Consider the following 21451-nt stretch of genomic DNA (forward strand, 5'->3'; position numbering starts at 1 on the left):
GGTTCCGGGCATGACGAAGGCCGGAACCACCGTGGCGGCGGCCCAGACTCCCGCACCCTCCGTACGCCTGCCCCGGCGCCGGGGCGTCGAACTGGCCCTGATCGTGCTGGCCGTCCTGCTGTCCGTGTACGGCTACTGCGCGGTGGGCCTCGCGCGGACCGGGACCGTCCCCCCGGGTGCCGCCGTCTACGGCGCCGGACTCGGTGTGCTGGCCCTGTTCGCGCACGTCGTGGTCCGGATCCGGGCTCCGTACGCCGATCCGCTGCCGCTGCCGATCGGTGTGCTGCTCAACGGGCTCGGCCTGGTCCTGATCTACCGGCTGGACCTGGAGACCCCGGGCGACCGGGCGGCCCCCACCCAACTGGTGTGGTCCACGCTCGGGGTGGGGCTGTTCATCGTCGTGATCCTGATGCTGCGCGACCACCGGGCGCTCCAGCGGTACTCGTACGTCTGCGTGGTCGCGGCCCTGGTGCTCCTGCTGCTGCCGATCCTGTTCCCGGCGGTCAACGGGGCCCGTATCTGGATCCGGATCGCCGGGTTCTCCATCCAGCCGGGCGAGTTCGCGAAGGTGCTGCTCGCGGTGTTCTTCGCCGCCTACCTGGCGGCCAACCGCAACGCGCTGGCGTACACCGGCCGCAGGGTGTGGCGGATGCAGTTCCCGACCGGGCGGGTGCTCGGCCCGATCGTGACGATCTGGCTGCTGAGCGTCGGCGTACTGGTACTGGAGCGCGACCTCGGCACCTCGCTGCTGTTCTTCGGCCTGTTCGTGGTGCTGCTGTACGTCGCCACCGGCCGGACGGGGTGGATCGCGGTCGGGCTGGTGCTGGCCGTGCTCGGGGCCGTCGCCGTGGGCCGTCTCGAACCGCACGTGGGCGGCCGGATCGAGGACTGGCTGCACCCGTTCGCCACCATCGAGGCCGGACAGGGTCCCAACCAGCTCTCCCAGTCGCTGTTCGCCTTCGCCGCCGGCGGTGTCCTCGGCACCGGGCTCGGGCTCGGGCACTCGATCCTCATCGGGTTCGCGACCAAGTCCGACTTCATCCTGGCCACGGCGGGCGAGGAGCTGGGCCTGGCCGGGCTCGCCGGGATCATCCTGCTGTACGCCCTGCTGGTGGAGCGCGGCTACCGGGCGGGGCTGGCCCTGCGCGAGCCCTTCGGCCGGCTCCTCGCGGTCGGGCTCGCCTCGATCGTCGCCCTCCAGGTGTTCGTGATCGCGGGCGGGGTCACCGGGCTGATCCCGCTGACCGGCATGGCGATGCCGTTCCTCGCCCAGGGCGGCTCGTCGGTGGTCACCAACTGGGCGATCGTGGCGCTGCTGATCCGGGTGAGCGACTCGGCCCGCAGCCAGTACGACGGGAAGGAGGCCCCGTGAGCCGGTTCGACGGCGGACGGGGTCTCGCGAGCGAGCACGACGGGCGGGAGGCTCCGTGAGCGACTACGGCGGCGGGCGGCCGATGGCCCGGTACATCCGGCACGCCTGCGCGTTCTGCGCCCTGCTGCTGGCGGCGCTGCTGGTCAACGCCGCCCGGGTGCAGGTGGTGCAGTCCGGCGACTACGACGGCAACCCGGCCAACCGCCGTGCCACGATCGCCCGTTACCAGCAGCCGCGCGGTGACATCCTGGCCGGCGGTGAGCCGGTCACCGGGTCCGTGGACACCGGTGAGCAGCTGCGTTTCGAACGCACCTACCGAGACGGCCCGTTGTACGCGCCGGTCACCGGCTTCGCCTCGCAGATGTACGGCACGACCTTCCTGGAGCACGCCCAGGACGGGGTGCTCGCCGGCACCGATCCGATGCTGTCGCCGCTGCCGCTGTGGAACGACGTGACGCGCGGGGCGAGTCCGGGCGGGGACGTCGTCACGACCCTGAACCGGCGGGCGCAGGAGGCCGCGTACCGGGGGCTCGCCGGACGCAAGGGCGCGGTGGCCGCGATCGAGCCGGCCACCGGCCGCGTCCTGGCGCTGGTGACCAGCCCGTCGTACGACCCGGCGGAGCTGTCCGGCAACGGCGAGGCGGTCGCCTCGGCGTGGGAACGGCTCAACCACGATCCGGAGAAGCCGATGCTCAACCGGGCGGTGCGGCAGACCTATCCGCCGGGTTCGACGTTCAAGGTGGTCACGGCGGCGGCCGCGCTGGACGCGGGCCTGGTCACGGATCTGGACGCGCGGACGGACTCCCCCGACCCCTACCGGCTGCCGGGCACCACGACCCGGCTGACCAACGAGGCGGACGGCTGCCGCAACGCCCCGCTGCGGGAGGCCTTCGAGTGGTCCTGCAACACCGTGTTCGCCAAGCTGGGCGTGGACGTGGGAGTGAAGGACATGGCGGCCACGGCGCGGGCGTTCGGGTTCAACGACACCGGTCTGCGCGTGCCGTTCTCGGTCTCGCCCAGCACCTTCGACCAGCACGTGGACCGGGCGCAGCTGGCCCTGTCCTCGATCGGGCAGTACAACACGCGGGCGACGCCGTTGCAGATGGCGATGGTCGCGGCGGCCGTCGCGGACGACGGCCGGCTGCGGCCGCCGTACCTGGTGGAGCGGACCACCCGGCAGGGCGGCGAGACCGTCGCCGGGGCGGGGGCGCACCCGGCCCGGCAGGTCATGCGGCCGTCCACGGCCGTGCGGCTGAAGGAGCTGATGACCGGCGTGGTCGAGGAGGGCACCGGCACCCAGGCGGCGATCCCGGGCGCCGTGGTCGGCGGCAAGACCGGCACCGCGCAGCACGGGATCGGCAACTCCGGGGTGCCGTACGCCTGGTTCGTCTCCTGGGCGCAGGCCCGGAACGCGCTGGAGCCGGGGGTCGCGGTCGCGGTGGTGGTGGAGGACGCCTCCGCGAACCGGGGCGAGATCAGCGGCGGCGGGGACGCGGCGCCGATCGCGAGGGACGTGATGCGGGCCGTTCTCGGTCCGTGAGACCGGGGTACCGGGCGCGAGCGGCGCCGACCTACCGTTCGGCCATGACGGACACGGCAGCGCACGAACTCGCCCAGGTCAACATCGCCCGCCTCAAGTTTCCCTTGGACTCACCGCAGTTGAAGGACTTCGTCGACGGACTCGACCCCGTGAACGCGGCGGCGGACGGCTCGCGCGGGTTCGTGTGGCGGTTGCAGGGCGACAGCGGCAACGCGACCGACGTCCCGGTCCTCGGGGACGAGTGGCTGATCGTCAACATGTCGGTGTGGCGGGACACCGACGCGCTGACGGCGTTCATGTACCAGGGCCTGCACCGGGAGCTGCTGTCCCGGCGCAGGGAGTGGTTCGAGCGGCTCGCGGAGGCCGTGACCGCCCTGTGGTGGGTGCCGGCCGGCCACCGCCCGACGGTCGCCGAGGCGGAGGAGCGGCTGCTGCACCTGAGGGCGCACGGCCCGACGCCGTACGCCTTCACGTTGCGGACGTCCTTCCCGCCCGCGGAGGCCGCGGAGAACGGGCAGGTCAGCCGATCGGCTTGATCGCCTCGGAGCGGATCTTGAGGGTCTGCTTCGCGAGCGCCTCCAGGTCCACCTCCGACGGGTCCTGGGTCACGCCCTCCGTGGTCACCTCGGCGACCGTGGCGCCCGTGTTGTCGTCGGCCCAGGCGCACATCGGCAGGGTGATCTTCGTGCCGAGCTGGTCCTGGGTCAGCACCTCGCAGCTGACGGTGACGTCCAGGTCGAAGTCCTTCGGCGGGACGGCGACCTTCGCCGAGGCGCCCTCGGCGGCGCCCTTCATCATGTTCTTGCGGGCCGCGTCGGTGTTCTTGAACCGGCCGTACATGCCCGACACCACCAGGGTGCCCTTGTTCTCGTCACCGCCGAGGCCGTAGCTGCCGACGACACCGTGGGTGTCCTTGGCGTCCCACGCGCCGTCGGCCTCGCTCTCGATCTTCTTGCCCTCGGAGCCGGAAAGGTCCTTGCTCAGCTGGTACTTGCCGTCGAGCAGCGTCTGCGGCAGCGTCAGCTTGTTCTCCGCCTCGGGGAAGCCGCTGTCGGCCACCAGGCCGAGCACCAGGAGGACGGCGACGACGGCCACGACCACACCGGCCACGATCCCGACGATCAGGCCGACGCGGCGCTTCTTCGGGGGCGGGCCCATGGGCGGCGTTCCCCACGCGGGGTACGGCTGCTGGGCGCCCGGCTGGGCCGGGTAGGGCTGCTGCGGCGGGTACGGGGAGCCGTACGGGCCGGGAGCGGCCTGCGGGGGCTGCTGGCCGTAAGGAGGCTGCGGCTGGTTCGGATACGGCTGCTGCGGCGGCTGCGGAGGCATGGACACGCCAGCACGCTACTGCACCCGGGTGACCGAAAAGACACCGCACCCCGAAACGACTTCGGCAGGTCCCGGCGCGGCCAACAAGTCGTGCGCGGGGGATTGACGGCCTTGCTGACAAGCAGTCTCATAAGAAGCGGAAGACGTACCCCGGGTAACGAGGTGAGGGAGCCATGACGACCCTGACGGAAGCGGACGCGCTGGACGGCCTGCGCGACGCGCTCGGCCTGCTCAAGGACCGGGAACAGGTGGCCGAAAGGCTGCTGGTCTCCTCCGCCAAGCACTCCTTCGACCCGGACAAGGAGCTGGACTGGGACGCGCCCTTCGAGGAGGGCAAGTGGTTCTGGCCACCGGAGCTGGTCTCGCTGTACGACACCCCGATGTGGAAGCGGATGAGCGAGGAACAGCGCATCCTGCTCTCCCGGCACGAGGCCGCGGCGCTGGCCTCGCTCGGCATCTGGTTCGAGATCATCCTGATGCAACTGCTCGTCCGGCACATCTACGACAAGGCGGCGACGAGTGCCCATGTGCGGTACGCGCTCACCGAGATCGAGGACGAGTGCCGGCACTCGAAGATGTTCGCGCGGCTGATCTCGCGGGGCGGCACGCCCTTGTATCCGGTGAGCCGCGCCCACCAGCACCTCGGCCGCCTCTTCAAGACCATCTCCACGACCCCCGGTTCGTTCACGGCCACCCTGCTCGGCGAGGAGGTCCTCGACTGGATGCAGCGGCTGACCTTCCCCGACGAGCGGGTCCAGACGCTCACCCGGGGCGTCACGCGCATCCATGTGGTCGAGGAGGCGCGCCACGTCCGGTACGCCCGTGAGGAGCTGCGGCGCCAGATGGTGACCGCGCCCAAGTGGTCCCAGGAGTTCACGCGGGTCACCTCCGGCGAGTTCGCGCGGGTCTTCTCGGTGGCCTTCGTCAACCCCGACGTGTACACGAACGTCGGCCTCGACAAGCGGGAGGCCGTGGCCCAGGTGAAGGCGAGCGGCCACCGCCGCGAGGTCATGCAGACCGGCGCCAAACGCCTGACGGACTTCCTGGACGACATCGGCGTCCTCCGCGGAGTCGGCCGCCGCCTGTGGAAGTCCTCGGGCCTGCTGGCCTGACGGGACGCGGGAACGGGCGGGGGCAATCGCCGGGGTGGGAACGGGCGGCCGGTCGTCGGGGCCGCCGGCCTGACAGGCGCGGGAACGGGCCGGGGCAGTCGTCGGGGCCGGCCGGCCTGCCGTCGCGTCCGGCCATCGGTCCTGCGGCCCGCCCCGGCCCGCCGACCGCGTAGCGCCCGACCTGCGCGCGGCAGGGCCTCACCGTCAGCCGGTGGCTGCGGCGCCCGGCCGGACCGACGCGGCGAGGGAGCGGGTCCGGCGGGGGCAGTCACCTCGGGGCCCCCGACATGACGTCACGTCCCGCCACCGGCCCGGCAGCCCGCCCCGGTCCGAGGCCCACCGCGAAGCGCCCGGCAGCCACGCGGCCGAGCCCGCACCGGCGGCCAACGGTGTGACAGCCGGCCGGACCGACACGGCGAGGGCACTAGCCCGGGGGGCAACAGCCTCGGGGCCCGACATGACGTCACGTCCCGCCACCGGCCCGACAGCCCCTCCGCGGAGCCGCACCGGCGGCCGGCGGTGGGGCAGCCGGGCGGAGCGGCACGGTGCGGGGACGGGCCCGTCGGGCTGGTGGCGCGAAGGGGTGCGGGGACCGTCGGGTGGCGGCTTGCGGGAGGGCGGCGACCAGCCGCGACGGGCCGGAAGGGGAGGTCGGTCCAAGGGGTGCAGCGATTAGGCTGACGGGCATGACCCCGTCGGCCACCCCCGCCTACCGTCGGCTCAGTGTCGAGGAGCGGCGAAGCCAGTTGCTCGACTCCGCGCTCTCCCTCTTCGCGCACCGCGCACCCGAGGACGTGTCCCTGGACGACGTGGCGGAGGCGGCCGGGGTCTCACGGCCGCTGGTGTACCGGTACTTCCCGGGCGGCAAGCAGCAGCTGTACGAGGCCGCGCTCCGGTCGGCCGCCGAGGAGCTCCGGCAGTGCTTCGACGAGCCCCGCGTGGGCCCGCTGCTGCCCCGGCTGTCCCACGCCCTCGACCGCTACCTGACCTTCGTCGACGAGCACGACACCGGCTTCAGCGCACTGCTCCAGGGCGGGAGCGTGGTGGAGACGTCCCGGACGACCGCCATCGTGGACGGCGTGCGCCGGGCCGCCGCCGAGCACATCTTCAGCCACCTCGGCGTCCCGGACCCAGGTCCCCGGCTGCGCATGACCGTCCGGATGTGGATCACGGCCGTGGAGGCCGCCTCGCTGATCTGGCTGGACGAGGACAAGCAGCCCCCGGTCGAGGAACTGCGCGACTGGCTGGTGGAGCAGTTCACGGCCCTGCTCACGGTCACCGCGGGCCGGGACCCGCAGACGGCCGGCCTCGTCGGCACGCTCGCCGGGGAAGGCCGAGACTGAAGTCGTGAAGAGCCAGGACACCCCCTTCGAGGGCGGCCCCATGGACGGACGCGTGCTTTCCGTCCTGTGCGGCGCCACCGGTCACCCGCCGAAGACGTACCGCATCCCCGTCCCGGACCCGGCCGGCGGTCCGCCCACGGTCCTCGTCTACCGCCGGGTGCCCCGCGGGCACAGCAGGCGGCTGGGACTGATCCAGGGCTGGAAGTACCAATACGACCCGGACGACAGGACCGGCGGCCGGCTCAGGTGGCCCTGGTCCAAGCCACACACGGCGCCGTCCGGCAAGCCGGATGACACGCACGGGTGAATCCACTGCGCCGAACCGCGCACAGTCGGCACACAAACGCCACCGACACGTCTGATTATCACGGTGCGACGAGAGACGGAGAGCCCGTCTGTCCCGCACCGGAGGTGATGACGTGTCAGGAAGCTTTCGGCGCCTGGCCTGTACGGCCACGGTGGCGGCCCAGGCCGTCCTCGCGCCGCTGCCCGCCGCGGCTGCACCGGAGCCGGAGCGCTCCGTCTCCCAGCTGCTGACCGACCTTCAGCAGCTGTACCGGCAGACCGAGCAGGCCACCGAGTCCTACAACGGCACCGCGGAGAAGCTGAAGCAGCAGCGCGCCGAGGTGGCCCGCCTCGACGGCGAACTGTCCCGCGCCCGTCTCGCCCTGCAGGGCAGCCGGACCGACGCCGGGCGCCTGGCCAGGCAGCAGTACCAGAACAGCGGCGACCTCGGCCCCTACGTCCGCCTGCTGCTGGCCCGTGACCCCCAGCACGCGCTGGACGAGGGGCACGTCATCGGTGAACTGGCCCGGGAACGGGCCCGGACGGTGGCCCGGCTGACCACCGCCGAGAAGCGGCGGGACGCCCTCGCACGGGCGGCCCGCAAGGCCCTCGACACCCAGCTCACGCTGGCGGGCCGGCAGCGGGAGGAGCGCGACGACGTCCAGCGCAAACTGCGTGACGTGGAGCGCCTGCTGGCCGGCCTCACGCCGGACCAGCTCGCCGCGGTCGCCCGCCTGGAACAGCAGGGCGTCACCGCGGCCCAGGAGCGGCTCACCACCGCGGGCGCCCTTCCCGCCGACCACCCGGCCTCGGCCGGGGGCGACCGCGCCGTCCACTACGCCCTGGAACAGCTCGGCAAGCCGTACCGGTGGGGCGCCGAGGGCCCGTCGTCGTACGACTGCTCGGGCCTGACCTCACGGGCCTGGTCCCACGCGGGCACCCCGATCCCGCGCACCAGCCAGGAGCAGTGGCGCCGGCTCAAGCGGGTCCCGCTGAACGACCTGCGCCCCGGGGACCTGGTCGTCTACTTCCCCGAGGCGACACACGTGGCGATGTACGTGGGCGGCGGCAAGGTCGTCCAGGCCCCGAGACCGGGCGAGGACGTCAAGGTCTCCCCGATCGCGTCCTACCCGGTCCTGGGCGCGGTCCGTCCCGACGCCGCCGCCTCCGCCGCCTCCGCCGATCAGGCCCCGGCGACCGAGGCCGGGTAGGCGCCCGACCCCACAGGTCCTCTACCTGCAGTTCTCCCCAACTGCGGGTCTCCGGGTGGGGCCGTGGGCCGTCTGTGGGCCGTCACACCGGAGCGGCGCCTTGCCGAAGGAATCACGCCTGCTCCGCGGTGTGGGGGTCGACGGCGGACGGGACGGGAGCTGGGGTGAGTGGTGGGTCGCGGGGTGTGCTACCGCCTACCACGCCGGTAGGTGCCTTGTGCAAGCAGTGCCCGCTCGAGTGTGTGCAAGGTGCCTCACACGCCCGCTGCGTGTTCGCGCACCGCGATCTGAGCCAGCTTCGTCAGCATCATGCCGTTGCGGATCCGGACGAAGTACTCCACGGGGAGTCCGTGCATCCGCGTGCCGGGGCCCCGGAGGGGGTGCCAATCGAGGGTGAAAAGGGTGTGCTCGCCCCAGGGGATCAACTTCATCGCGATGCGAGCCGCGCCGAAGGGTTCTGCCTTCGCTTCCAGTTGCAAGCGTTGTCGCGGCTCGGAGATGCGGACGACACAAGTGTCGTCGAGAGTCAGAGGGCCGGCGCCGACGCGGACTTTCAGCCGGGCGCCTATGTCTGGCCAATGCGGGTCCACGGCGAGGATTCGCTGGGTTCCTGTCACCCACTCCGCGTAGCGGTGGCCATCGGACAGCAGGCGCCAGACTTCGGACGGCGAGCTCAAGATCAGACAGCGGTTCCGGGCCATGATCGCGCTCCTGGAGTATGGGCAGCTGGAGGCACCCCGGCCATGGCGTCCCTGGATGAGGACGTCCGGCGCAGCAGACGGTCGGCAATTGTGAAGCGCGGCGCGGGGCCCCGGCCACTCCTCGGCTCGACAGGTGGACCCAGAGCACCGGGTCTTCCCCTCCGGCCGTCCCACGGGCTCAACTTCAGCGTCATGCCGATCGCACCGCCTGCATAGTCCGTGAGATCCAGACGAGTGAGTCGACAGCCGGGGATCATGTCAGCCATGAACACCCCCACGCATGCCGACCGTGCCCCGGCCGTGCCCGATGGAGCGGGGAGCCACGGGGAACACCGGGTAGCAACGGTAGCCGGAACTGAAAACGGCCCCCGACCGCATATCCAGGTCAGGGGCCCTTCTCACTGCTCATCGCGCGGTGGGTGATCAGCACGACGGAGGCCCCGCCGTCCACTCAAGAGCTGATCAGCGAGGCGTGCAGGGACGGACCCAGGCGTGCCACTCCCGTGCCGGATCCAGCGGGGAGTCACGGAACGGCAGTAGCCGGCGGACGGTCGGCCCGCTGCTCTCAGATCAGCCCCTGGGCGTTTCCCCTGCCATCATTTAGGTCAGAACCTGACCTAACCGGCCCCTAGCGTCTTCCTTGACCGGCGGAACACGGACCACGGAAGGCAGCGACCATGAGCGAGACCGCGACTGTCGACGAACCGGCCACCCACGACCCGGCCCGTGAGCCGGCCACCGGCGAGCGCGCCGACTTGCTGGAGGTGCTGGCCAAGCATCGGCACTTCCTGCGATTCACCACTCGTGACATCACCGACGAGCAGGCCGGACGCCGGACCACCGCCAGCCAGCTGTGCCTGGGCGGCCTGATCAAACATGTCACTGCGGTCGAGCGAACCTGGGTGCAGTTCATCTCGGACGGCCCGTCGGCGATGCCCGACTTCACCACCATGACCGAGGCCGACTGGGCCCGGCGGTCCGACGAGTTCCGGATGCTGCCCGGCGAGACGCTGACCGGCGTGCTCGCCGACTACGCCGAGGTAGCCCGGCGGACCGACGAACTGGTTGTCACCCTGCCCGACCTGGACGCCACACAGCCACTGCCGAAGGCCCCGTGGTCCGAGTCGGGCGCGCGATGGTCGGCCCGCCGGGTGCTGATGCACATCGTCACCGAGACCGCTCAGCACGCCGGCCACGCCGACATCATCCGCGAGTCCCTGGACGGCGCCAAGACCATGGGTTAGCCAGCGGCGGGGCGGGGCCCATCGCTTCCACCCGTCGGGGGGCGACAAGCCCTCTGACCCGCCAACGCCTTGCCCGGTGATCCGCGGGTCGAGCGTGAACGTCGGCGTACAAGTGCAGTTGAGGGCGTACCCACAACCGTCGGCACGGCGTTTTCCCACGGTGAGATGCGAGACCCCCAGCCGATCAAGGCTGGGGGTGCTCGGCGTGACGACTGCAGGACCGCTGGTCAGAAGGCCGTCATGCCCCGGCCACCGAGCCCAGGTAGGCGCCAGTCTTCTCCGGGTCGTAGAAGAAGTTCTCGAAGTCGGCCGGGTCGTTGAAGCCGTTGGCGAAGCGGTCGGCCACCGGCTGGAGCTGGCCGGCGGCGCCGATGAGGTTCAGGATGTGCTCCGGCGGCGGCGCCAGCATCGCGTTCGTCCACTTGGTGACGTGCTGGGCGGTGGCCCAGTAGCGGTCGAACGTCGCCCGCATCCAGTCCTCGTCGAACGGCTTGTCCCCGTGTTCGACGATCGAGGCGAGGTAGGCCGCGGCGCACTTGGACGCCGAGTTGGAGCCCTGGCCGGTGATCGGGTCGTTGGCGACGACCACGTCGGCCACGCCGAGGACCAGACCGCCCGAGGGGAGACGGCCGACGGGGTTGCGGACGGTCGGCGCGTAGCGGCCGGCCAGCGTGCCGCCGGCGTCCGTGAGCTCGACCTTCGTGGCCCGCGCGTACTCCCAGGGCGTGAACTTCTCCATGAGTTCCAGAGTCAGGGAGAGATGCTCGGCCGGGTCCTTGACACCGTTGAAGACGTCGAGCGGGCCACCGGGTATGCCCTCCCAGAACAGGATGTCCGCGCGGCCGGAGGTGGTCAGCGTCGGCATGACGAACAGTTCGCCCACGCCGGGGACCAGGTTGCAGCGGACCGCGTCGAACTCCGGGTGCTCCGGACGCGGGCCGAGCCCGTGGACGTACGCCACCGCGAGGGCGCGCTGCGGCTCGCTGTACGGGGAGCGCTCCGGGTCCCGGCCGAACATCGACACGAGTTCGCCCTTGCCGGCCGAGACCAGGACGAGGTCGTAGGTGCGGGAGAAGTAGTCGAGGTCGCCGACCGCCGCGCCGTGGATGACGAGCTGGCCGCCGCGCTGGGCGAAGGTCTCCATCCAGCCGGCCATCTTCACCCGCTGGTCGACGGACTGCGCGAACCCGTCGAGCTTGCCCACCCAGTCGATCGCCCGCTGGGTGGGGCCCGGGTCGTGCGAGCCGGGGGCCGCGACCGAGACGCCGAGTCCTTCGATCTTCGGGGCCTGGGACTCCCAGAAGTTCAGCTGGAGATCGCGCTCGTGCTGAAGTGCCGTGTGGAACATGCACTGCGTCGACATGACCCGGCCGGAGCGGATCTCATCGGCGGTCCGGTTCGACATCAGGGTGACCTCGTAGCCGTGCGACTGCAGGCCGAGGGCGAGCTGGAGTCCGGACTGGCCGGCTCCGACGACGAGAATCTTCCGCATGCGGGTGGTGTCTCCTACGAGGTGAGGACTGCTGGGGGCAGGACTACTCGGGGGTTTCGTCCAGCGCGTGCGCCACCAGGGCGAGGAGGGTCTCGATGGCCGAGATCCGCCGCCGCGCGTCCATGATCATGACAGGGATGTGCGCGGGTATCGTCAGCGCCTCCCGTACGTCCTCCGGCTCGAACCGCTCGCTGCCGTCGAAGTGGTTGACCGCGACGACGTACGGCAGTCCGCAGCTCTCGAAGTAGTCCAGGGCCGGGAAACAGTCCTTCAGACGGCGGGTGTCGGCCAGGACGACGGCGCCGATCGCGCCGCGCACGAGGTCGTCCCACATGAACCAGAACCGCTGCTGGCCCGGCGTGCCGAACAGGTAGAGCACCAGGTCGTCGTCGAGCGTGATGCGGCCGAAGTCCATGGCCACGGTCGTGGTGAGCTTGCCCGGCGTGGCCGTCAGGTCGTCGGTCTCCTCGCTCGCCTCGGTCATCAGCGCCTCGGTCTGCAGGGGCGTGATCTCCGAGACGGAGGTGACCATCGTGGTCTTCCCGACGCCGAAGCCCCCGGCCACCACGATCTTCGTGGCGATGGGGGCCCGGGTGCGGTCCGTCTGCCAGGACTTCAGGTCGCCGTCCGGATCGGCGAGGCCGGCGGCGAGGGGGTTGCCTCCGACGGAGGCGGCTGCGTCAGAGACGACGGAGTCCACTCAGCACCCTTTCGAGCAGAGCGCGGTCCGGGCGGCCGGTGCCGTGACCGGTTCCGGTGCCGTACACACGGATCTTTCCCTGGTCCGCGAGGTCGCTGAGGAGGACCCGGACCACGCCGAGCGGCATCTTCAGCAGCGCGGCGATCTCGGCCACCGTGCGCATACGGCGGCACAGTTCGACGATGGCCCGCATCTCGGGCATGACCCGGGTGGCGAGCGAGCCGTTCGTCAGTTCCCTGCGCTCCTCGGGGGCCTCCAGCGCGGCCACGAAGGTCTCCACGAGGAGCACGTGACCGAAGCGGGTACGGCCGCCGGTGAGCGAGTAGGGGCGGACGCGGGCGGGTTTGCGGTCGCCGCCGCGGACGGGGAGCTTCGAGGTGCCGCTCATCGGGCGCTCCCGGTCGACGAGGCTTCCAGCGACTGCCGCAGTTCCGAGCGGAGTTCGGGGGTGAGGACGTGCCCGGCACGGCCCACGAAGAGGGCCATGTGGTACGCCACCACGCTCATGTCGCACTCGGCGGAACCGTGCACGCCGAGCAGCGAGCCGTCACTGATCGACATCACGAACAGGCTGCCCTCCTCCATCGCGACCATCGTGTGCTTGACCCCGCCGAACTCCATCAGCTTCGCGGCGCCGACGGTGAGGCTGCCGATGCCGGAGACGATGGTGGCGAGGTCGGCGGAGGATCCGCGCGGTCCGCCGCGCCTGGCTCCGCGGGTCTGCCGGGCCTCCTCCGCGTGCCCGGGGTCGGACGAGAGCAGGAGCAGGCCGTCGGAGGAGACCACGGCGACGGACTGGATGCCGGGTACTTCCTCGACCAGATTGGTCAGCAGCCAGTGCAGGTTGCGGGCTTCACTGCTCAGTCCGTAGGTACTGGGCGCGGTCAACTGCTTGCCTCCTCGGCTGTGCCCCCCGTGGCTTCTTCGGCGTGTGCGTAGCGGGCCGGGCGCTGGTGGCCGGCCGTCTGTTCGGCGATCTCCGCCTCCACCTCGCGGTAGCCGGCCTGGGCGCCCTGGCGGAAGCCGCCGAGCCTGCGGCGCAGGGCGTCGGCGTCGACGCTTCCGCTGCGCTGGCGGGGCGCCGCGGCCGGTGCGGTGATCCTGGGCGTGCGCTTGGGCAGGCCCTTGCTGGTGACCCGGTCCTCCTCGGGCTCCTGGAGAGCGTCGTCGGTCTCCTCGGGGGCCTCGGCGGCCGCGGGTGCGGTGTGGTCGTGGCCGTCCCCGTCCCTCGCCGGGTCTTCGCCGTCGGCCGCGGGGGGCCGGGGGGCGTTCCCGCCGTCGTCGGCCGGCGCCAGGTCCGGGAGCAGCAGCTCCATGGTGGTCTCGGCGAACGTCTCCGCCGGCGCCTTCGGGCGGGCCTCCGCCTGCTCGCCGCCCGCTTCGGCCTGCTCGTGCACGGCCTGCTCGGCCTCGGCCCGGTCGGACGCGGCCTGCCCGGTTCCGGTCGGTTCCGTCCCGGTCCGCTCGGTCCCGGTCCGCTCGGACGCGGTCTCATCGGTCCCGGCCGTGCGGTCGGCGGCGGCCGGAGCCGTCCCGTCCGCCGTGCTGTCGGAGGCGGTCTCCGCCGCCGTTCCGGCCTCCACCGCCTTCTCGGCGAGGGCGACGAGCAGATCGCCGTCCTTGGGGCGGCCGTACAGGACGTTGGAGTTGACCTCGGCGTCGGCGCCCGGCAGGGAGAAGGCCGCCGTACCGCCGGCGGCCGTGGCCTGGGACGGGACGGCGACCGTCGGGGCCTCCGTGAGCAGCGTGGCGGGCAGGACCACGACCGCGGCGATGCCGCCCTGCTTCTGCTCGCGCAGCTGCACCCGGACACCGTGGCGGTGGGCGAGGCGGGCGACGACGTAGAGGCCGAGCCCGAGGCCCTCGTCGCCCTCCTGGTCGTAGGGCGACTCGGGGTCGAAGTCGCTGAGGCGGGCGTTGAAGCGGTCGAGGCGGTCGCCCGCGACGCCGATGCCCTCGTCCTGGACCGACAGCATGACCTCGCCGGACTCCAGGAGCCAGCCGGAGACCTCGACGGGCAGGTCCGGCGGGGAGAACGAGGTGGCGTTCTCCATGAGTTCGGCCAGCAGGTGGGAGAGGTCGTCGGCGGCGAAGCCGGCCACGTGCGCGTGCGGCGGGAGAGCGGCGATGCGGACGCGTTCGTAGCGTTCGATCTCGCTGACCGCGGCGCGGACCACGTCGACCAGCGGCACCGGGCCGTGGTGCTGCTGGACGTGCTCGGTGCCGGCGAGGACCAGGAGGTTCTCGCTGTGCCGGCGCATGACCGTGGCGAAGTGGTCCAGCTTGAAGAGCGTGGCGAGGCGGTCGGGGTCCTGTTCGCGGTCCTCCAGACCCTCGATGACCGCGAGCTGCCGTTCGACCAGGCCGAGGGTGCGCAGGGCCAGGTTGACGAAGGTGGAGCCGATGCTGGTGCGCAGGCGGTCCAGCTGGGCGGCGGACTCGGCGAGTTCGGCGCGGAGCTCCTCGCGGGCGTCGGCCATCTTCTGACGCTGGCCCACCAGGTGCTTGCGGTCGGTCTCGAGCGTGGCCACGCGCTCGTGCAGGGCGGCCGCGTGCGTGTGCAGGGCGTTGACCGAGCGGACCACCTGGGCGAACTCGTCGTTGCGGCCGGTGAAGGTGATCGGTTCCTGCGTGACCGGGTCCTCGGCCTCCGCCAGCCGGGCCGAGCCGCGGCGCAGCACGGACAGCGGGCGGGTGAGGGTGCGGGCCATGGCGGTGGCGATGCCGATCGTGGCCAGCATCAGGGCGCCGAGCACGGCGATGCGGATCTCCAGGGCGGTGACGTCGTCGTCCCGGAGCACCGCGAGGTCCTTGGTGCGGTGGTCGTAGAGCGCGGCCTCGGCCCCGCGCATCAGGTCGACCCGGGCGGACAGGGCCGCGTCCAGCTTCCTGGTGCCGGTGCTCAGCTCGCTGTCGGAGAGCGTCGGCTGGTCGGTGAGCGCGGCGAGGTACTTGTCGGCGGAGTTGACCTCGGGGCCGGTGACCGTGGAGTCGTAGGAGTCGACGGCCGCCCTGGGGGCGGTCGCGCGGAAGTCGGCGAGGGTCGCGTCGGCGCGCAGCCGGGCCTGCTGGGCGGCGGCCGTGAGGGCGTCGCGCTGCTTCTTGTCCTCGTCGGTCGTGGTGACGGACGAGGTGGGCAGGCCGGTGGTGGGGCTGATCACCGTCTGAGTGCGCGAGGGGACGTTCAGCGCGGCCAGCAGCAGGCCGCGGGCGGCGGCGGACTGCTGGACGGCCGAGTCCAGTTCGGCGAGCGCGTAGGCGCCGGAGCCGGCCCGGGCGGGCATCTGCTCGGCGAGCTGCCCGGCGAGCCGGTGCAGTTCGCTGATCGTCGCCGAGTAGGCCTGGTGGGCCTGGAGGGCGGTGCTCTTGCCGGTGAGGGCGGCCCGGCGGACGGCGGCTACGGCGTCGAGGTCGCCGCGCAGGGCCGCCGGGGTGTCGGTGTCGGCCCGCAGGTCCTCCACCTGCCGGTCGACACGGGCGCTGCGGTCCTCCGAGGGTGCCTTCGTCCTGGGGCGGCCGGCCGCGATGTACGAGGTGACCTCGTCGCGTTCGTCGGCGAGCGAGTGGGCGAGGACCAGCGCGTCCTGGGTGCGGGCGGCCAGCGTCACCAGTTCCTGGGAGTCGCTGACGTCCTGGGACGCGGTGAGCAGCGCGGGTGCGCCGGCCCCGGCGACTGCGGCCGCCACCACGGCGACGGCGAGGATCAGCCGGGTGCGCACATGGGTGGGGCGGCCGGCGCCCACGGGGGTCTGCGGGTCGGTCCCCTTGGGGTCCGTCTGCCTGCCTGTGCGCCGAGGCCGCTTTTTCTGCACCGGTGCTCGCATTCCTGAACTCGTCCATCCAGGGGCCCGGGTGGCGCCCCGTCATCTCGGTGCCAAGTGGTGCGTACACCCGGTTCGTACGGTTCCCGACCCTCCCAGCGCCGGTGGGCAGTGGTCGCGCATCACCTGACCCGCCACCCGAAGGAGTGAACATCGGAGGGGAGTTGGCGGGCAAGTTCCGCCGGCGTGTGCGGTGGCCGTGCGCGGCGGGCCGGTTGGACGTGCGCGGCAGGCTTTGGCAGACTTCGCCACCACGTCTTCCCGGAGTGGATCATTCCCTCCCAAAACAGGCGTCTGACCTGCGCGGTCGCGGCCTTTCGACGGTGGTTGCCAGCCTTTGGCGGAGCCTGTGAAGGCCTGGTGCAGACTGGCTGGATGCGAACCGATCTCGTTTCGGAACCCGGTGACGCCGCCCGCCCCAACGAGGACTTCGCGGGGGTCGGACTACCCGCCTGCGGACTGGGCGGTTGCGTGGTCGTCCTGGACGGGGTGACTCCGCCCAGGGACGGCGCCGGCTGTCTGCATACCGTGCCCTGGTTCACCGCGCGGCTGGGCGGCGCGCTGACCGAACTGACCGTTTCCGGTGGAGATCTGACGCTCCCGGAGATTCTCGAGCGGGCGATCGAACGGACCGCCGAGGCCCACGCGGGCACCTGTGACCTTTCTCACCCGCGCACCCCGCAGGCAACCGTGGCGCTGGCCCGCTGGTCCGCGGACACGGTCGAGTATCTGGTGCTGTCCGACTCCGCTTTGCTGCTGCGGGGCCCGGACGGCACGGTCGTCCCGGTGCTGGACGACCGGCTCGCCCGGCTCCCCCGGTCCGCGCTCGCCACCGACGCCCTGGTGGACGCGACCGTGCGCAACAAGGAGGGCGGCTTCTTCACGGCCGCCGCCGACCCCTCGGTGGCGGCCCGCGCGGTCACCGGCTCGGTGCCCCGGCACGAGGTCCGCGCGCTGACCGCGCTGACGGACGGCGCGACGCGCTGGACGGAGACGTTCCACGAGGGTGACTGGACGGCCCTCTTCGACATGGTCGCGAAGGAGGGCGCCCGGTGGCTGGTGGACCGGGTGCGGGAGCTGGAGGCGGCCGACCGGGCGGAGCGGGCGTTCCTGGGCCGCGGCAAGACCCACGACGACGCCACGGTGGTCCACGTGGAGCTGTGAGGCCCGGGGGCGGGGGCCTGGCGGGGGCCTACCTCTCCATGACGCCGTTCAACTCGTGCAGCAGCCGCGCCAGTTCCGCCACCTCGTGGCGGTCCCAGTGGGCGAGCTGGCTGACGTAGCGGGCGCGGCGCGCCTCGCGGACCGTGCCGACGCGGCCACGGCCCTCGTCGGTGAGGGTGACCAGCCAGGCCCGGCCGTCGGCGGGGTCGGGCTGGCGGGTGATCAGGCCGAGGTCCTCCAGGGCGCGCAGTTGGCGGGACATGGTGGCCTTGCCCACGCCGATGTAGGCGGCGAGTTCCGTGGCCCGCTGGCCGCCCAGCTCGTCCAGCCGGATGAGCAGGCCGTACGCGGAGGACTCCAGGTCGGGGTGGACCTCGCGGGCCATCTCTCCCTGGTTGGCCCGGGCTCGCCGGAGCAGCACGGTCAACTCGCGCTCCAGCGCCAGGAACTCCTGGTCTGCACCACTCGGTGTCCCTGGGCCGGTGACGCCGTGCGCGCCACCGATTCCGTCCTCGTGCACGTCAGCACCCCTGCTCGATTTCGCGGTCCTGAAAGTTTCTGCCGAACGCCGTCATAGCCGCAGCTCCGTAAGTATTTCGCAGGCGTAGACCAACGGCGTCGTCCGGACCCCCTTCCCACTCCGTCATCTACGTGCGTAGCTTCTTTATCAGGCAATGAATGGCATGCCCACGCCACTCTTGGCCTTTCTCCCACGGTCACTGCCACGGTCCCCCCACACCACCCCCCGGAGGCACGCCATGTCCGTGCACAGACCCGGCCCCGCCCGCCCGCGTCCCCGTGCCGTCCTGCTCACGGCCCTCCTCGCGGCGCTCGCCCTCACCCTCCCCCTCACCTCCGCCCAGGCCGCGACCGCACCGGGCCGCGGCTCCGCCCACATGGGCATGGGCGTCCTCGCGCACGACGGCCAGGACGGCACCCCCAGCACGGGTGACGTCACCCAGACGGAGGGTGTGGACGTCGCCGGCTACCAGGGCAACGTCGCCTGGTCGACCCTGTGGAGCAGCGGGGTGCGCTGGGCGTACACCAAGGCCAGCGAGGGGACGTACTACACGAACCCCTACTTCGCCCAGCAGTACAACGGCTCCTACAACGTCGGCATGATCCGCGGCGCGTACCACTTCGCGACCCCGGACACCACCAGTGGCGCCACCCAGGCCAACTACTTCGTCGACCACGGCGGCGGCTGGTCGCGGGACGGCAAGACCCTCCCCGGCACCCTCGACATCGAGTGGAACCCCTACGGCGCCGCCTGCTACGGCAAGACCGCGAGCCAGATGGTCGGCTGGATCGCCGACTTCATCAACACCTACAAGGGACGCACCGGCCGGTACCCGGTGATCTACACCGCCACCAGCTGGTGGACCCAGTGCACCGGCAACTACGCCGGCTTCGCCGCCAACGATCCGCTGTGGATCGCCCGGTACGCCTCGGACCCGGGCACGCTGCCGGCCGGCTGGTCGTACTACACGATGTGGCAGTACACCTCCTCCGGCCCGACCGTCGGCGACCACGACAAGTTCAACGGGGCGCTGGACCGGGTGCAGGCCCTGGCCCTCGGCTGACCGCCGTCGGGCACCGGCCCTCCGCCGGCGACGGCGGGGGCCGGTGCCCGACGAGGACGCCCCGCCCCGCACGCCGCGCCTCCCGCCCCGATTTCCCGCCCGTCCCTGCGTTGGTGCTCGGCGCCGGCCGGGATCATGCTGGTCAGGGAGAGCCTGCCGAGCAAGGGCGAGATGAGCGGCGATGGAGCGACAGTCGACGTACACGGCCACGGCCACCATCGATGCGCAGGGCATCCTCACAGGCTGGAGCGAGGGCGCCCAGCGGCTGCTCGGCTACGACTCCTCCGCGGTCCTCGGCCGGCCCGCCGCCGCGCTGCTCGCCGCCGAAGGCGCCGCGGCGAGGCGGGTCCTCGCCGGACGGGAACGCTGGAACGGCAGCATCCCGCTGCGCCACCGGGACGGCCGGTCCCTGGAGCTGGGCGTGCTCGCCCACCGGCGGACCTCCGCCACGGGAGCCGTCGACTGGCTCGTGGTGAGCGCCGTGACGGCCCGGACCCAGCCGCCCCGGGGGGAACCGCTGGAGGAGTGGACCTTCCTGCAGTCGCCCTTCCCGCTGGCCATCTTCGACGCGGAGCTGCGGCTGGTGCGCGCCAACCGCCGCATGGAGCACGCCCTCGCCCTGCCCGAGGCGGCGATGCGTGGACTGCGCCTCGTCCACATCGTGCCCGGTGCCGCCAGCGAGGAGGCCGACCGCTCGCTGCGGCTGGCGCTGGAGTCCGGCCGACCGCAGGACGTCCGGGTCCGCCTCGGCGCGGAGCTCGGCCGCGGGATCGTCCTCACCCCGCTGAAGGACGCCGACAGCCGGGTCCGGGCCGTCTGTCTGTCCACCCAGCAGCCCACCCAGGACTCGGCCGTCCGCAGAAGCCCGCCGGACGACACCGGCTCGCGTGTCGGCACCGCCGCGGACCAGGCCCGTGCCGCACAGGAACTCGGCGAGGTCACGGTCCCCCGGCTGGCCGACGTCATGGCGGTCGACCTGCTCGACTCGCCCCGCTCCGGCGCCGAGGACCCCGTCCCGCAGCCCGGCCCGGTCGTCCTGCGGCGCGCCGCCCTGCGCGCGATGCCGAACGGCGACGGGCCGGCCTACGGCACCGGGGTGGGCGAGGCGATCGTCTGTCCGGCCGACTCCCCGCCTGCCCACTGCCTGGCGGCGGGCCGCCCACTCCTGTACGACACCGCGGACCCGGCCATCACCGAGTGGGCGACGCTGGACCCCGGCGCCGTGTGGCTGCGCACGTCCGGCACCCGGTCGCTGCTCACGGTGCCGCTGCTCGCCCAGGGCAACACGCTCGGGGTCGCGCTCTTCGGCCGCCACCGGGACCGGGAACCGTTCGGCCCGGAGGACCTGCGGCTCGCGCAGGAGTTCACGGCGAAGGCGGCAGCGGGCATCCATCAGGCCCGGGCCTACTCCCGGGCCCGCACCACCACCATGGCCCTCCAGCGCAGCCTGCTGCCGCACACCCTGCCCGACCAGGGCGCCCTGGAGATCGCCACCCGCTATCTGCCCGCGGCGACCCGGGCCGGCGTGGGCGGCGACTGGTTCGACGTGATCCCGCTGTCCGGGGCGCGGGTGGCGCTCGTGGTGGGCGACGTGGTCGGCCACGGCATCCGCGCCACCGCCACCATGGGCCGGCTGCGCACAGCGGTACGCACCCTGGCCGACGTCGATCTGCCGGCCGACGAACTCCTCACCCACCTCGACGACCTGGTGCTGCGGCTCGCCGCCGACGAGGGCAGCTCCGACCCGGCCGCCGAGACCGCCGGCGGCATCGGCACCACCTGCCTGTACGCCGTCTACGACCCGATCTCGCGCCACTGCACGCTGGCCCGGGCCGGCCATCCGCCGCCCGCGGTGGTCACCCCGGACGGCACCGTCCGCTTCCTCGACGTGCCCGCCGGGCCGCCGCTCGGGCTCGGCGGACTGCCCTTCGAGGCCGTGGAGACCCAACTGCCCGAGGGCAGTCTGCTGGCCCTGTACACCGACGGCCTGTTCGAGGCCCGCGACCACGACATCGACGAGGCGCTGGACAAGATGTTCGCCGCGCTCGTCCGCCCGGCGAAGTCGCTGGACTCCGTGTGCGACCGGGTGCTCACCGAGCTGCTGACCCACCGCCCCGACGACGACATCGCCCTCCTGGTGGCCCGCACCCGGGCCCTGCACGAGGACCGGGTCGCGTCCTGGGAGCTGGCGAGCGAGGCCACGGTCGTCTCCCGGGCCCGCCACTACGCCAGCGAGCAGCTGTCCGCGTGGGGCCTGGAGGACGCCTCGTTCACCACCGAGCTGATGGTCAGCGAACTGGTCACCAACGCCATCCGCTACGGCCGCCCGCCCATCCGGCTCCGGCTGATCCACCAGGGCAAGACGCTGGGCTGCGAGGTGTACGACTCCAGCGGCACCACCCCGCACATGCGGCGGGCGCGGATCTTCGACGAGGGCGGGCGGGGGCTGCTGCTGGTCGCCCAGCTCGCCGAACGCTGGGGCACCCGGCACGATCGCGTCGGCAAGACGGTGTGGGCGGAACAGACGCTCGCCTCCGGCTGACCGGCGCCGTGC

At 72.4% G+C, this 21451-nt stretch carries 19 protein-coding genes; 11 read left to right on the forward strand and 8 right to left on the reverse strand.

What is annotated here, in order from left to right; all coding sequences use genetic code 11:
- The first annotated feature begins 10 nt into the window (after positions 1-10).
- From BLW57_RS13895 to BLW57_RS13905, 3 genes are all read left to right on the forward strand, one after another.
- On the forward strand, positions 11-1372 hold the full coding sequence (locus BLW57_RS13895) for an FtsW/RodA/SpoVE family cell cycle protein (RefSeq protein WP_093474756.1): 1362 nt from the start codon (positions 11-13) through the stop codon (positions 1370-1372).
- An 82-nt stretch (positions 1373-1454) separates the two neighbouring features.
- Complete coding sequence (locus BLW57_RS13900) at positions 1455-2912, forward strand: penicillin-binding transpeptidase domain-containing protein (protein WP_093480687.1); 1458 nt, start codon at positions 1455-1457, stop codon at positions 2910-2912.
- 44 nt (positions 2913-2956) lie between these two features.
- Positions 2957-3448 carry a DUF3291 domain-containing protein gene (locus BLW57_RS13905; RefSeq protein WP_093474757.1) on the forward strand — a complete coding sequence of 164 codons (492 nt, stop codon included), beginning with the start codon at positions 2957-2959 and terminating at the stop codon, positions 3446-3448.
- Here the strand turns inward: BLW57_RS13905 and BLW57_RS13910 are convergent.
- Positions 3432-4247, reverse strand: coding sequence for a hypothetical protein (locus BLW57_RS13910; RefSeq protein WP_093474759.1), 816 nt, complete (start codon positions 4245-4247; stop codon positions 3432-3434). The genes BLW57_RS13905 and BLW57_RS13910 overlap by 17 nt on opposite strands.
- A 167-nt stretch (positions 4248-4414) precedes the next feature.
- Here BLW57_RS13910 and BLW57_RS13915 point away from each other — a divergent pair, with 167 nt between their 5' ends.
- From BLW57_RS13915 to BLW57_RS13930, 4 genes are all read left to right on the forward strand, one after another.
- A complete protein-coding gene (locus BLW57_RS13915; protein ID WP_093474760.1) occupies positions 4415-5353 on the forward strand; it encodes an AurF N-oxygenase family protein in 939 nt (312 codons plus the stop codon).
- A 686-nt stretch (positions 5354-6039) separates the two neighbouring features.
- Entirely contained in the window at positions 6040-6696 is a 657-nt protein-coding gene (locus BLW57_RS13920; protein ID WP_093474762.1) for a TetR/AcrR family transcriptional regulator, read from the forward strand.
- A gap of 4 nt (positions 6697-6700) precedes the next feature.
- Positions 6701-7003 carry a hypothetical protein gene (locus tag BLW57_RS13925; RefSeq protein WP_093474764.1) on the forward strand — a complete coding sequence of 101 codons (303 nt, stop codon included), beginning with the start codon at positions 6701-6703 and terminating at the stop codon, positions 7001-7003.
- Positions 7004-7115: 112 nt separating this feature from the next.
- On the forward strand, positions 7116-8192 hold the full coding sequence (locus tag BLW57_RS13930; protein WP_093474765.1) for a C40 family peptidase: 1077 nt from the start codon (positions 7116-7118) through the stop codon (positions 8190-8192).
- A 254-nt stretch (positions 8193-8446) separates the two neighbouring features.
- On the opposite strand, the gene BLW57_RS13935 is transcribed toward BLW57_RS13930, so the two are convergent.
- Positions 8447-8893, reverse strand: a complete 447-nt coding sequence (locus BLW57_RS13935; protein WP_093474767.1) for an SRPBCC family protein — start codon at positions 8891-8893, stop codon at positions 8447-8449.
- A gap of 677 nt (positions 8894-9570) precedes the next feature.
- On the opposite strand from BLW57_RS13935, the gene BLW57_RS13940 reads away from it, so the two are divergent.
- Positions 9571-10137 carry a DinB family protein gene (locus tag BLW57_RS13940; protein ID WP_093474768.1) on the forward strand — a complete coding sequence of 189 codons (567 nt, stop codon included), beginning with the start codon at positions 9571-9573 and terminating at the stop codon, positions 10135-10137.
- 238 nt (positions 10138-10375) lie between these two features.
- Here the strand turns inward: BLW57_RS13940 and BLW57_RS13945 are convergent, their stop codons facing one another.
- The 5 genes from BLW57_RS13945 to BLW57_RS13965 are packed head-to-tail and all read right to left on the reverse strand — an operon-like array spanning position 10376 to position 16141.
- The gene (locus BLW57_RS13945) at positions 10376-11629 is read right to left on the reverse strand and encodes a styrene monooxygenase/indole monooxygenase family protein (RefSeq protein ID WP_093474770.1); all 1254 of its coding nucleotides are present in this window, start codon (positions 11627-11629) and stop codon (positions 10376-10378) included.
- Positions 11630-11672: 43 nt separating this feature from the next.
- Positions 11673-12329: a GTP-binding protein gene (locus BLW57_RS13950; RefSeq protein WP_093474771.1), complete on the reverse strand. Its 657-nt coding sequence runs from the start codon at positions 12327-12329 to the stop codon at positions 11673-11675.
- Positions 12310-12717 (reverse strand): DUF742 domain-containing protein, encoded by a 408-nt coding sequence (locus BLW57_RS13955; protein WP_073889454.1) that lies wholly within the window; start codon positions 12715-12717, stop codon positions 12310-12312. The genes BLW57_RS13950 and BLW57_RS13955 overlap by 20 nt, the downstream gene beginning before the upstream one ends.
- The gene (locus BLW57_RS13960; protein WP_093474773.1) at positions 12714-13217 is read right to left on the reverse strand and encodes a roadblock/LC7 domain-containing protein; all 504 of its coding nucleotides are present in this window, start codon (positions 13215-13217) and stop codon (positions 12714-12716) included. Before BLW57_RS13960 ends, BLW57_RS13955 begins: the two co-directional genes overlap by 4 nt.
- On the reverse strand, positions 13214-16141 hold the full coding sequence (locus BLW57_RS13965) for a nitrate- and nitrite sensing domain-containing protein (RefSeq protein WP_256339478.1): 2928 nt from the start codon (positions 16139-16141) through the stop codon (positions 13214-13216). Before BLW57_RS13965 ends, BLW57_RS13960 begins: the two co-directional genes overlap by 4 nt.
- 384 nt (positions 16142-16525) lie before the next feature.
- On the opposite strand from BLW57_RS13965, the gene BLW57_RS13970 reads away from it, so the two are divergent.
- Entirely contained in the window at positions 16526-17314 is a 789-nt protein-coding gene (locus BLW57_RS13970) for a protein phosphatase 2C domain-containing protein (protein WP_093474776.1), read from the forward strand.
- 28 nt (positions 17315-17342) lie between these two features.
- Here BLW57_RS13970 and BLW57_RS13975 read toward each other — a convergent pair whose 3' ends face one another.
- Complete coding sequence (locus tag BLW57_RS13975; protein WP_093474777.1) at positions 17343-17834, reverse strand: MarR family winged helix-turn-helix transcriptional regulator; 492 nt, start codon at positions 17832-17834, stop codon at positions 17343-17345.
- A gap of 238 nt (positions 17835-18072) precedes the next feature.
- On the opposite strand from BLW57_RS13975, the gene BLW57_RS13980 reads away from it, so the two are divergent.
- Entirely contained in the window at positions 18073-18897 is an 825-nt protein-coding gene (locus BLW57_RS13980) for a lysozyme (protein WP_093474779.1), read from the forward strand.
- A gap of 181 nt (positions 18898-19078) precedes the next feature.
- Positions 19079-21439: a SpoIIE family protein phosphatase gene (locus tag BLW57_RS13985; RefSeq protein WP_093474780.1), complete on the forward strand. Its 2361-nt coding sequence runs from the start codon at positions 19079-19081 to the stop codon at positions 21437-21439.
- Positions 21440-21451: the final 12 nt, after the last annotated feature.

It is taken from the genome of Streptomyces sp. 1222.5, assembly GCF_900105245.1.
Lineage (GTDB): Bacteria > Actinomycetota > Actinomycetes > Streptomycetales > Streptomycetaceae > Streptomyces > Streptomyces albidocamelliae.